Origin of the sequence: Subtercola sp. Z020 (assembly GCF_002931235.1) — a bacterium.
Classification (GTDB): Bacteria; Actinomycetota; Actinomycetes; order Actinomycetales; family Microbacteriaceae; genus Subtercola.
In genome coordinates this window covers 1-12014 of the sequence record NZ_PSTT01000130.1, presented here as the reverse complement: position 1 = coordinate 12014, position 12014 = coordinate 1, and the positions used below count along the sequence as shown (strand labels likewise).

The following is a 12014-nucleotide window of genomic DNA, read 5'->3' as shown; positions in this document are numbered from 1 at the left end:
GCGTCAGGGGGCGGGGCGCACCTCGGCGATGAGCTGCACCTCGACGGGGGCGCCGCCGGGGAGGGAGGCGACGCCGACGGCGGCCCGTACGGGCAACGGAGCCCCCGGCATCCACTCGGCGACGACTTCACTCGCCGCGTCGGCGACCGTGCTGTGCGCCGTGAACTGCGGTGCGGCGGCGAGGAACACGGTGAGCGAGACGATGCCGGCCAGCGCTTCGCCGGGCTGCAGGATGCTCGCCGCAGCGTCGAGCGCGCGCCCCGTCGCCAGCGTGGTGAGCTCGCGCCCGGTCTCGACGCTGATCGTGTCGCCGAGCATCCCTGTCGCCACCAGCGCCCCGCCCCGCCGCGGAGTCATGCCGGCCGTGTACACCAGGCCGCCCACCCGCCGCGCGACCGCGTAGGCGCCTGCAGGCTTCGGCGCGGGGCCGCCACCGGCGTGCGGAGCGCTCACGCCGTGAGGCCGGCCCTCGTGGCGAACCCGGTGAGGCAGGTCACCATCAGGTCGAGGGCGGCCGACCACTCCGCCTCGTCCCGCGCGTAGCAGATGCGGAAGTGGCCAGACCCCTGCGCGCCGAACTGGTAGCCGGGCGAGACGATGACGCGCGCCTCACGCTGCAGCGCGCCGGCGATCTCGACGTCTGTCGCGCCGAACGCCGTCACATCGACGAACAGGTAGGCCGTGGCCTGCTGCGGCGCCAGGTGCAGCCCGGGTACGGCGCTCAGCTTCTCGATCGTGAGCGTCTTCAGCCCTTCGAGGTCGGCCACCCGCTCGCGCAGAAAGTCGTGGTCGTCGACGAGCCAGCGCGAGAGCAGGTGCTGCGAATAGGCGGGAGCGCGAAGCGACGTCATCGCCAGGCACTGTTCGACGGTCTGCACGACGATCTCGGGCGCCACGATGACGCCGATGCGGAACCCGCTCATCGACTCCGTCTTCGACGGGCCGAGCAGGGTGATCGAGCGTTCGGCCATGCCGGGCTGCACGCGCAGGTGGTGGAACGCCCCTCCGTCGTAGACGAGGCGGCTGTAGAGCTCGTCGACCATCACCAGGAAGTCGCCCTCGACGGCCAGCTCGGCCACCCGCGCGATCATCGCCTCGGAGTAGACCGATCCGGTCGGGTTGTTGGGGTGCGAGAAGAGCAGCAGCTTCGGCTTCTGGGCGCTGAGTTCTTCGATCAGGTCGAGGTCGAGACTCGGCTCGTCGGTGTCGAAGGTGAGCGGGATGCGCTCGACCCGGGCACCGAGAAAGGCCAGGATGCGCTCACAGAACAGGTAGTCGGGGTCGGCGAGCAGAACCAGGTCACCCTCGTTGACCAGCGCCGCGAGGGTGGTGAAGAGGGCTCCCTGGGTGCCGGGCGTGAGGGCCAGATTGTCGGCGGAGACGGGGGAGCCGAGAAAGTCGCCGATCGGCCCCGCCAGGGCCGCCAGAACCTCGGGGTCGCCGCGGTACGGCGAATACGCCCAGGCGCCGTTGTCGATCGCGGTGTCCATCTGCTCCTTCACCCACGGCGGCGGCGGAAAGCGCACCACGTCGAAGTGGGTGGTGTCGAGGAGTCCGTTGCCGCCTCCGTCGAGCCGCAGGGAGGTGTCTGCCGTGCGCACCGACATACCGGGGGCCGCCTCGCGCGACGGCAGGTGCGTGCGCAGGATGCGGTCGCTGGCAGCGCCCAGAGTCGCGTCGGCCGTCTCCGGTCGGGGGGCGGTTGTGGTCATCGGGGCTCCTAGCTCTCGGCGCGCGGGGGTGGTGCGCGGTCGTCGAACAGCGCGCCGCTCAAGACGACTGTCGTTTGTCGACAATACACTGTTGCGCGTTGTGCCACCACACGCCGTCCCCCACCCCGCGTCGGCCTAGCGGTACTGCTGTACGAGCGGCTCCATCGCCCCGATCAGCTGCGACGCCTTCACCACGGCCACGATGAGCGAGAACGCCACGATCGAGATGTAGACCACCACCACGGCGAGCCCCCGGCCCGACTCCTTGTGCACCACGACCGAGCGGCCGATCAGGTAGACGGCCGTGACGAACGCCCACGCCCAGTGGAAGCGGCGCGCGAAGCCCAGTCGGCCGAGCCGCTTCCAGTCGAAGTAGGCGAGCACCACCATCGCCGCGTACGACACGACGCTGAGCACCTGCAGCAGCACGTATCCCGGGCTGCCGAAGAGCGCCCCCGTCGACCCGACGCGCGGGTTCGCGATCGACTGTCGCACCTGCTGCTCGACCATCCCCGTGAGGTCGACGGGGATCAGGGCCAGCACAGAGACGAGCGGCAGCAGCGTGTACAGCCAGATGAACACCGTGTACACCGGCGTCAGGCTCGTGATCGTGGAGACAGCCGGCGGTTCGAAGTCCTGCTGGTTCCGCAGGTGCTCGGTCCACTGCATCCCGTCCCACCAGCGGAGGGTCGGAGAGGAGGGGGCGGTGGGGTACCAGCCGGGCGCCGCCCCGGAGGCGGCCTCGGGCCGCGGCTCGCCCGCAGGCGGTGTCAGATCAGTCATGGCAGCCAGCATAGGTGCGCCCGCCGGGCGCGCGACCTGATCGGCGATCCACGCAACCTGGCTCGCGGGGGCGGCACCGCGGTAGGATATCCCCCGAGGTATACGACGAGAGGAGCCTGATGTCGACCCTGTCCATGCGCCTCCGGACGCTGCGCGAAGATGCGAGCCTCACCCAGAAGGAGCTGGCCAAACGCACGGGAATCGGTCAACCCAAGTTGAGCGATTACGAGAGGGGCATCACCGTGCCATCCTCGTCCACGATCGAGCGCATCGAGCGCGAAGTGCGTCCGAGACCGTCGGAGATGCTCGAACGCTGTGCAGACCAGATCCTGGCGACGGCCCAGCGATACAACCTCACAGACGTGAGGGTTTTCGGGTCGGCCGTGCGCGGTACAGACGGTCGCGCAAGCGATGTCGACCTGCTGGTCACGCCGACCGACGATGCCTCTCTGTTCGATGTGAGTGGTTTCGCGGTCGCGGCAGAGCAGTTGCTCGGTTACCCCGTCGACGTCGTGAGCGATCGGGCGCCCGCCAGCATGATCATGGACCGGATCCGCGCAGAGGCTGTTCCGCTGTGACCGACGCGCCCGAGAACGACGTCGGAGACGGAGACGGAGACGCGATCGGCTCCGACCACACGGTCGCCGCCAGGCAGCGGTTCTCAGCCCGGCCTGCACGTGAACCGGAAGGGGCTTCCTCGCGTCCCGACACCACTCCCGGCACCATCGAGGCCATGCTCGAATTGGCGGCCGACGCGGCAATGGTGGTCTCCGGCGGCTGGGAGTTCTTCGATTCCGCCGACGGTCGCCTCAGCCGGCATGCCGCCGACGCGATCGTGATCAAGTTCCACGAACTCTGCGATCGGCTTTCGCCCGAAGTACGGGATCGGCATCCCACCGTGCCCTGGGAACAGATCCGTGGCATGCGGAACAGGCTCGGTCATCAGTATCAGTCCAGCGACCACCGCATCGTCTGGAACACCCTCCGAACGGAGCTGCCGGCGGTGGTCGAACAGCTGGCGAGCGAGCGCGCCTGAAGCCGCCGGGCGCGCGAGGGGGCGGCGGGCGGGCGCTAAGTTCGTTGCATGCGGCTTGGCGTTCTCGACATCGGATCGAACACGGTTCACCTTCTTCTCATCGATGCGCACCCGGGGGCGCGACCGATTCCGTTCGGGTCGTTCAAGCGGGCGCTGCAGCTCGTCGCGTTCCTCGACGACGGCGGCGCGATCACCGAGGAGGGCCAGCGCGAGCTCATCGACTTCATCACCGAGGCCGCGGCGTTCGCCCGCACCAACGGCGCGGAAGACCTGCTCGCGTTTGCGACGTCGGCGATCCGAGAGTCGGCGAACGGCCAGCAGGTGCTCACCCGCGTGCACGAGGAGACGGGCATCCGGCTCACCGAGCTGAGCGGGCCGGATGAGGCTGCGGCCACGTTCCTCGCCGTGCGCCGGTGGTACGGGTGGGGGTCGGGCAACATTCTGAACCTCGACATCGGCGGCGGGTCGTTCGAGCTCGCGATGGGGGCCGACGAGCATCCGGAGCTCGCCCTCTCTGTGCCTCTGGGGGCGGGCCGGCTCACCTGGGACCACCTGCAGGGCGACCCGCCGAGCGCGAAGAGCATCAAGGCGGCGCGCAAGTACATCAGGGCCACGCTCGAAGAGCCGATCGCGCGATTCGCCGAGCTCGACCCCGCGACGCTGGTGGCCGCCACGTCGAAATCGTTCCGGTCCCTCGCGCGCATCACGGGTGCAGCGCCCCGCGCAGCCGGGCCGTACGTCAAGCGCGAACTGCGGCTGCACGACCTCACGCTCTGGGCGAACCGGCTCGCCGCCATGAGTTCGGCCGACCGCGCCGAGCTCCCGGGTGTCTCTGAGGTGCGGGCGAAGCAGATGCTCGCCGCAGCCCTCGTGGCCGAGGCGGCCCTCGACGGACTCGGGCAGCCGGTCGCCGAGATCTGCCCGTGGGCCCTGCGCGAAGGGCTCATTCTGCAGCGCTTCGACCAGTTGCGCGCTCTCTGACGCCACTACCCGGGATGAAAAAGTTCACAGCCTGGGCACAGGAACCGCTAGGTTCGTCAGCGGGGGCTTCCGAGGGGATGCCCGGGCGCGGGGTCGACCGGCGCGCGACGACCACGACGGAGCGGGACAGAACGAGCATGCGCAGAAACTCGACGAACGCAGTGAACGACACCGTGGCGCAGGGCGCTGACGCCAACGCGAACGCCAACGCCGACGCCGACGCGAGGGCCGGCCTCAGCCGCCGGGGCCTGCTCGGCCTCGCCGCGACCGGAGGCGCCGGAGCGGTGCTCTTCGGCGGAGCGGCGTCGGCCACGGCCGCACCGGCGACCGCCGCCCAGGGGCTCGCGAGCCTCGGCGGCGCGAAGACCGCACGAGTGCTCGGCGATGTGGCCCCGGTGAACGCCGACCTGAGCTTCGACCCGGGGTTGACGCCGTTCCCGCTGCAGGGCGACCTGAACTTCCAGGCGCAGTTCAACTACGGCGAGTCGGCGTACGGCGCCGCCGAGGTCGGCGAGGTCGCCTCGGCCGTCGCCGCGGCGACGAAGGCGATGGAGGGCCTCACCTCGGCCGATCTGCCGGTCTACCAGCCCTTCAACGACTCCTTCGAAGCGCTCGCCGTGCGGCTCGCCACCGAAGCCGACGCAGAACTCGCGGCCGGCCGTTTCGTGAGCGCCCGCTCGAAGTACCTGCGCGCGGCGGGGTACTACACCGGCGTTCTCTTCTTCGTGCTCGGAACAGACGCGCCCACCCGCGAGGCGGACATCTACCGGTCGATGCAGCGGTGCTGGGCTGCGGCCGCCGCCCTGCTCGAACCCGTCTGGACGCGGGTCGAGATTCCCGCGACCGTGCGGTTCCCGGATGCCGCGGGCAACCCCGTCGCGCAGAACATCGTGATTCCCGCCTACTGGGCCCGGGCATCCGGAACCGGAGCGAAGCCGACCGTCATCATCAACAACGGCAGTGACGCGCAACTCGTGGACACCTACGCCTACGGCGGCGCTGCGGCGCTCGAACGCGGCTACAACGCGCTCATGTTCGAGGGCCCGGGCCAGGGTTCGATGCTCTTCGAACAGGATCTGTCGTTCACGCCGTGGTGGGAAGACGTGATCAGCCCGCTGGTCGACTTCGTGATCGCGCAGCCCGAGACCGACCCCGCGGCTGTCGCCCTGACGGGCTGGAGTTTCGGAGGCCTGCTCGTGCTGCGGGCCGCCGCCCATGAGCCGCGGCTGAAGGCCGTGGTGGCCGATCCGGCTCTCTGGGACTGCACCCAGCCCTACTTGCCGCTGAAGGGCATCACCGACTCCGACTACGAGGACTACTACACCTACGTGCTCCCCAAGACGGGCCTGCCTCCGGCGGTCGCGCAGTCGCAGGCGCAGCTGCGTTTCCTGCTGAACAAGCGCGGCGAGATCATGGGCAGGGAGTTCCACGCGAACGCCCTCACTGGCAAGCCTCTCTTCCGGGTGACCGAGCTTCTGGCCGCATTCGCCCGGTACAACGGCGACGCCGCCCTGTTCGGCCAGATCACGGCTCACTCCCTGCTCATCTCCTACGAGGCCGACGTCTTCTTCGACGGGCAGGGCGCGCAGGTCGCCGCATGGATGACCGGGGCGGCGTCGGTGACCTCGCACCGGTTCGACAGCGCGTCGGGCGCCGAGTTCCACGATGCACCGCTCGCGCCGCAGGTGCGGAACGAGTGGGTGTTCGACTGGCTCGACGGAATCTTCGGCCACGCACCGACTCCGCCGGCGCCGCCCGCCCCGCCGGTTCCGCCTGCACCGGTGCCCCCGGTTCCCGGGCCTGCGCCCGCCCCCGTGATTCCGGGTGTCGACTCCGGCGCCGGGGGTGCGGCCAAGCCGGGGCTGGCGGCCACCGGCCTTGAGGCCGGCCCCATCGCGGCGATCGCCGGCGGGCTCGCGACGGCGGGAGCAGGCGCTGCCGTGCTCGCGTCGCGCCTGAAGTCGTCACGCATCGGGTAAACTGGGGCTCTGCCCAGCTACGTTGCTTCGGGGACGGTCGAGTCCGCACTTCGTGCGGGGCCCGGTCCGAGGCTTGAAACCTCCAGCGCACTTCGTTCCCGTGAAGCCTGGAGGTTTCTCCCATGACTGACGCACGCCCCGTGGCCAACAAATGGCTCTCCCTCGCCGTTCTGGCGCTCACCCAGCTCGTGGTGGTGCTCGACGCCACGATCGTCACCATCGCCCTGCCCGAAGCCCAGGCCGAGCTCGGCCTCTCCGACCTCGAACGGCAGTGGGTGGTCACCGCCTACGTTCTCGTCTTCGGGGCCCTGCTGCTGCTCGGCGGCCGCATCGCCGACTACTGGGGCCGCAAGCGCGCGTTCCTGGTCGGCCTGCTCGGCTTCGGTATCGCGTCGGCGTTCGGCGGGGTCGCGCAGAATGGCACCGAACTCATCATCGCCCGCGGCTTCCAGGGGCTGTTCGCCGCGCTGCTGGCCCCGGCCGCCCTGGCCCTGCTCACCGTCACCTTCGCGTCGGGCAAAGACCGCACCACGGCCTTCGCCGTCTTCGGCATCATCGGCGGCAGCGGTGCCGCTGTCGGCCTCATCCTCGGCGGCGTGCTGACCGAGTTCAGCAGCTGGCGCTGGTGCCTGCTCGTCAACGTCGTGTTCGTGGTCATCGGTTTCGTCGGGGCGATCTTCTACCTGCGCGAGAGCCGCGCCGAGGGCGAGAACCGCCTCGACATCGGGGGAGCGATCACCGTCACGCTCGGCCTCGGCTCGGTCGTCTACGGGTTCAGCCTCGCCGAGAACGGCTGGGGCTCGCCCGACACCATCGGCTTCCTCGCGCTCGGCGCCGGCCTGCTCGTGCTCTTCGCGGTCATCGAATCGCGGGTCGCCCAGCCGCTGCTGCCGCTCCGCGTGGTCGTCGACCGGGTGCGCGGGGGCGCGTTCCTCATCCAGGTCATCGTCGGCAGTGTGCTGATCGGGTCGACCCTCTACCTGACCTTCCACTTCCAGATCGTGCTCGGCATGACGCCGCTGGTCGCCGGCCTCGCGAACGTGGCGATGACCGTCGTCATCCTCGCGGTGGTTCCGGTGCTGACGAAGCTCCTGCCGAAGATCGGCCCGCGCCTGCTCATGATCGTCGGCCCGCTCGTCTCCGCCGCCGGCCTGTTCTACCTCAGTGGCATCACCGCGGGCGGCAACTACTTCACCGAGGTTCTGCCGGCGCTCGTGCTGCTCGGCATCGGCCTCGCGATGATCTTCGTCACGCTGCAGAACCTCGCGCTCACCGGTGTCGCCCCGCACGATGCGGGCGCCGCGTCGGCCACGGTCAACGCGTGCCTGCAGATCGGCGGCTCCATCGGCCTCTCGGTGTTCACGGCCATCTACGCGGGTGCCGAACTCGGCGCGATCGACGACGGAGTGCCGATGCTCTCGGCGTTCACCGACGGCTACTCCGCGGTGTTCATCTCGTCAGCGGTCGCGATGGTGATCGCGGCACTCATCGCGGTGTTCTTCATCCGCGGCGCGAAGAGCGACCTCCTGCCGCAGGGCGAGCAGGCCGCCATGGTGCACATGGGCTAGCGCCGCCGCCGCGTCGGGCGTACCGTTCGCAGCATGGCATCTTCGAACGAATGGACCTTCGACGGCACCGATGGCGAGCGCGTCGCCCGAACCTGGGGCGGGCCGGATGATCGTTCCGGCGCCCCCGAACCCCGCTACGTCGCCCTGCTCGCGCACGGCTACGGCGAGCACATCGGTCGCTACGAGTACGTCGCCGACTGGCTGGTGAACCGTGGGGCGATCGTGCACGGTCTCGACCACGTCGGGCACGGGAAGAGCGCGGGGGAGCGGGTGGTCGTGCACGACTACGAAGACGTCGTGACCGACCTGCGCACGCTCTCCGAACTCGCGCGGGCGGTGACGCCCGGGGCGTCCGGCCCGTCCGATCTGCCGGTCGTGCTGATCGGCCACTCCATGGGCGGGATGATCGGAGCCCGCTACGCCCAGCGCTACGGCGACGAGCTGGCGGCGCTCGTGCTCTCCGGCCCGGTTCTCGGGCGCTGGCAGACGGTGGATGATCTGCTGCCGCTCGACCCGATCCCCGACACCCCCATCGAGCCGTCGACCCTGTCGCGCGACCCCGCTGTGGGCGAGGACTACGTCGCCGATCCGCTCGTCTGGCACGGCCCCTTCAAGCGGCCCACGCTCGAGGCGCTGAACGCGAGCCTCGCGCTGATCGCCCGCTCAGGCGACCTCGGCGCGTTGCCGACGCTCTGGATCCAGGGCGACGACGACCAGCTGGTGCCGCTCGTCGACAGTCGCGCCGGCATCGAGGTGATCGCCGGAACCGCTCTCACCGAGCACATCTTCCCGGGCGCCCGGCACGAGGTCTTCAACGAGACCAACCGCGACGAGGTGCTCGGCGTCACGACCGACTTCATCGATGGGGTGCTCACATACCGAGCGTGACGTGCAGCAGCTTCTCGTCGCTGTTGTTCGCGATGCTGTCTTTGTCGCCGAGGTTGCTCGTGGTCAGCCACAGCCCGCCGTCGGGCGCGGGTTCCACGGTGCGGAGTCGCCCGTAGGTGCCGTTGAAGAGCACCTGCACGTTCGTCAGCGATGTACCCGAGATGACTTCGCGGTAGAGGCGGGTGCCCCGCTCGCACGCCACGTACAGCACGTCGCGAACGATCGCGATGCCCGAGCAGGAACCCTCTGAGGTCGGGTAGGTCTGCGCCGGCGCGCGGAATCCGGCGGTTCCACAGCTGCCCGTCGTGCCCTCGCAGGCCGGCCAGCCGTAGTTGCCGCCCTTGACGATGAGGTTCGTCTCGTCCATCACGCTGTTGCCAAACTCCTGCTCCCAGAGCCGGCCCTGCGAGTCGAACGCCAGGCCCTGCGGGTTGCGGTGCCCGTAACTCCAGACGTAGCTGCCGTACGGGTTGTCACTCGGAACGGTGCCGTCGGCGTTCAGTCGCAGCACCTTGCCGTTCAGCGAGGCGAGGTTCTGCGCGTTGTCGCCGTTCTGGGCATCCCCGGTCGACGCATACAGCTTGCCGTCGGGGCCGAAGCGCAGCCGCCCGCCGTCGTGGAACTTGTTGCGGAGGATGCCCGACAGCAGCACCTGCTCGCTCGAGTTCACCAGCTTGTCGTTCTCGACCTTGATGCGCACGATGCGGTTGTCGGTCGCGCTCGTGTGCATGATGTAGAGCCAGTGCGTGCTGGCGAAGTCCGGGGCGATGGCCAGCCCGAGCAGGCCGCCCTCACCGTCGGTGCTCGACACGTTCGGCACCGTTCCGAGCGTGGTCTTCGCGCCCGTCGACGGGTTCAGGTGCACGATGTCGTGGGCGTCGCGCCTCGAGTACAGCAGAGAGCCGTCGGCGAGCGTGACCAGCCCCCACGGGATGTCGGTGTCGGCGCCGACCTGGCTCACCGAGCAGACGGCCTGGGCGTATCCGGAGCCCGTCTTCACCGACGCCGTCGCACTCTTCACCGACACATTCGCCTGGCCGTCGCGGGCGACGACGACGTAGACGTAGGTCGTGACAGGCGCGAGTGCACTGTCGACGAAGGTGGTCGCCGGGGTGCTGGATGCCGTGCCGGTCACGGTGCCCACCTTTGCCGACCCGCGGTAGATGTCGTAGGCCCGCACGCTGATGTTGTCGGTGGCGGCCTTCCAGTTCAGCGTCACCGTGGTTCCCGAGGCCGTGGCGGTGAGCCCGGTGGGAGCGGTCGGCGGCTGGGTGTCGGCCTGGCACTGCGGGGGAGTGATCGAGACGGTGCGGCTGGCCTGCGACACATTGCCCGCGGCATCCCGCGCGTTCACGTAGAGCCCCCACTTCACCCCGGCGACGACCGTGAGATCGACCCGGCGGGCCGGAGCAGCGACCGAGGTCATCAGCTGGCCGTCGTGGAAGACGTCGTAGAAGGTGACCCCGACGTTGTCGGTCGAGGCGTTCCAGCCGAAGCCGACGCTGTCGCAGGTGAGGGTGCCGATGTGGGCGTTGCCCGGCACGCTCGGCGGGGTGGTGTCGGGGGTGAGGCTGGTGGAGAACTTCTGGCCGGCGCTGCCGTTGCACGTGAGCATGCCGACGGGCGTGCTGTTGGCGGTCTTGCCGCCGGTGACGTCGAGGCAGAGGCCCGATTCGACGCCGGTGATGGTGCCGTTCGCGTTCAGTCGCCACTGCTGGTTCGCGCCGCCGTTGCAGGTGTAGATCTGCGCCTTCGCGGGGGAGGTGGTGGCATGGCTGGCGACATCGAGGCAGCGGGTGTCGGCGAACGTCTTGAGCTCGCTGGCGGTGCTGAACGTCCACGACTGGTTGGCCTGGTTGTTGCAGTCGTAGATGTTGACGCCGGTGCCGGGGGTCTGCACGTTGCCGGTGACGTCGAGGCAGCGGCCCGAGGGCACGCTCGTGATGCGGGCCGGGGCGGCGGCCGCCTGCGCTGCCTGGGCTGTCGGCGCCGCCTGGGCCGCGGGCACCGTCGGCACCGCCAGCGAGGCAGCCACCGTGAGGGCGGCCACGACGGCGCTCAGCACGAACAGGCGGGGGCGGCGGGAACGGTGCGGCATCATTGCTAGAACCTCCGGGGCTGAGGCTACCTCAGGCGGCGTTCCGCGTCACCCCCTGCGAGCCTCCTGTCGACGCCGACTCGCGGATGCCGTCAGCCGATGTGCGGCTGCCCGGTCGAGGCTGTCGTGCCGCCGTCGACCGGGAGTATCACGCCCGTGATGTAGGCGGCATCCGCGCTCGCGAGAAAGAGCACGGCCGGCGCGATGTCGTCGGGCGTGCCCGGGCGGCCGAGCGCGACCCGGTTCGTGAACGGCGCGAGCGCCTCGGGAGTCGTCGCCATGTGGTTCGTCATCTCGGTCAATGTGAACGCGGGCGCGACGGCGTTCGCGCGCACCCCGCGGCCGCCGAGGTCGAGGGCCAGCGACTGCAGCATCGCGTTGATGGCCCCCTTCGTGGCGTTGTATGCAGCCTGGCCCCAGTCGCCCCGAAGCCCCGACACCGACGACACCGCAACCACGTTCCCGCCTGAGGCGAGCAGGTGCGGCAGCGCCGCCTGAACCGAGTGCACCACGCCGTCGATGTTCGTGCCCTTGAGCAGCGTCCACTCGTCGACGGTCAGGTCGGCGAACTCGCCGCCCACGTACACTCCGGCGTTGGCGACCATGACGTCGAGCGCGCCGAACCGCTCCACCGCGGCAGCCACGAGCGCGTCGACGTCGCCCCGCACGGCGACATCGGCCGGAACGACGAGGGTGCGATCATCCGGGAACCCACTGACGGTCTCGTGCAGGGCGTCGACGCGCCGGCCCGAGACGACCACGTTCGCGTCGTTGGCGAGGAAGGCGCGGGCGATCGCGCGGCCGATCCCGGAGCCGGCCCCTGTCACGATGACGGTCTTGCCGGCGAAGGCGTAGCGGTTGGTCTCGGGCATGGGGTTCCTCTCGGCGGCGGTCGCTGCCAGCCTACCGACGCGCGCCCGGGCTCGACCCGGGTGACGGCGGAGGGGGCGGGTGCCAGTGGGCGACGGC

General features: G+C 70.0%; 11 protein-coding genes. 6 read left to right on the top strand and 5 right to left on the bottom strand.

Going from position 1 to position 12014, the window contains the following annotated elements:
• Positions 1–3 precede the first annotated feature (3 nt).
• The 3 genes from C5B96_RS16515 to C5B96_RS16505 form a co-directional block, all read right to left on the bottom strand.
• Positions 4–453 (bottom strand): RidA family protein, encoded by a 450-nt coding sequence (locus tag C5B96_RS16515; RefSeq protein WP_104246460.1) that lies wholly within the window; start codon positions 451–453, stop codon positions 4–6.
• Positions 450–1712, bottom strand: coding sequence for a pyridoxal phosphate-dependent aminotransferase (locus C5B96_RS16510; protein WP_104246459.1), 1263 nt, complete (start codon positions 1710–1712; stop codon positions 450–452). Before C5B96_RS16510 ends, C5B96_RS16515 begins: the two co-directional genes overlap by 4 nt.
• 135 nt (positions 1713–1847) lie before the next feature.
• Positions 1848–2495, bottom strand: a complete 648-nt coding sequence (locus C5B96_RS16505) for a DUF2510 domain-containing protein (protein ID WP_158507226.1) — start codon at positions 2493–2495, stop codon at positions 1848–1850.
• Between the two features lie 119 nt (positions 2496–2614).
• On the opposite strand from C5B96_RS16505, the gene C5B96_RS16500 reads away from it, so the two are divergent.
• From C5B96_RS16500 to C5B96_RS16475, 6 genes are all read left to right on the top strand, one after another.
• Positions 2615–3073, top strand: a complete 459-nt coding sequence (locus C5B96_RS16500) for a helix-turn-helix domain-containing protein (RefSeq protein ID WP_104246457.1) — start codon at positions 2615–2617, stop codon at positions 3071–3073.
• Complete coding sequence (locus tag C5B96_RS16495) at positions 3070–3531, top strand: DUF86 domain-containing protein (protein ID WP_104246456.1); 462 nt, start codon at positions 3070–3072, stop codon at positions 3529–3531. Before C5B96_RS16500 ends, C5B96_RS16495 begins: the two co-directional genes overlap by 4 nt.
• Before the next feature lie 48 nt (positions 3532–3579).
• Positions 3580–4512 carry an exopolyphosphatase gene (locus C5B96_RS16490; protein ID WP_104246455.1) on the top strand — a complete coding sequence of 311 codons (933 nt, stop codon included), beginning with the start codon at positions 3580–3582 and terminating at the stop codon, positions 4510–4512.
• A gap of 137 nt (positions 4513–4649) precedes the next feature.
• Positions 4650–6491 (top strand): S9 family peptidase, encoded by a 1842-nt coding sequence (locus tag C5B96_RS16485; protein WP_158507225.1) that lies wholly within the window; start codon positions 4650–4652, stop codon positions 6489–6491.
• Positions 6492–6613: 122 nt separating this feature from the next.
• Positions 6614–8059, top strand: coding sequence for an MFS transporter (locus C5B96_RS16480; protein WP_104246453.1), 1446 nt, complete (start codon positions 6614–6616; stop codon positions 8057–8059).
• Positions 8060–8092: 33 nt separating this feature from the next.
• Complete coding sequence (locus C5B96_RS16475) at positions 8093–8947, top strand: alpha/beta hydrolase (RefSeq protein WP_104246452.1); 855 nt, start codon at positions 8093–8095, stop codon at positions 8945–8947.
• Here C5B96_RS16475 and C5B96_RS16470 read toward each other — a convergent pair.
• Together C5B96_RS16470 and C5B96_RS16465 are read right to left on the bottom strand one after the other, a co-directional pair.
• The gene (locus C5B96_RS16470) at positions 8931–11048 is read right to left on the bottom strand and encodes a PQQ-dependent sugar dehydrogenase (RefSeq protein WP_104246451.1); all 2118 of its coding nucleotides are present in this window, start codon (positions 11046–11048) and stop codon (positions 8931–8933) included. The two genes, C5B96_RS16475 and C5B96_RS16470, sit on opposite strands and share 17 nt — an antisense overlap.
• An 89-nt stretch (positions 11049–11137) precedes the next feature.
• Positions 11138–11917, bottom strand: coding sequence for an SDR family NAD(P)-dependent oxidoreductase (locus C5B96_RS16465; RefSeq protein WP_104246450.1), 780 nt, complete (start codon positions 11915–11917; stop codon positions 11138–11140).
• Positions 11918–12014 lie beyond the last annotated feature (97 nt).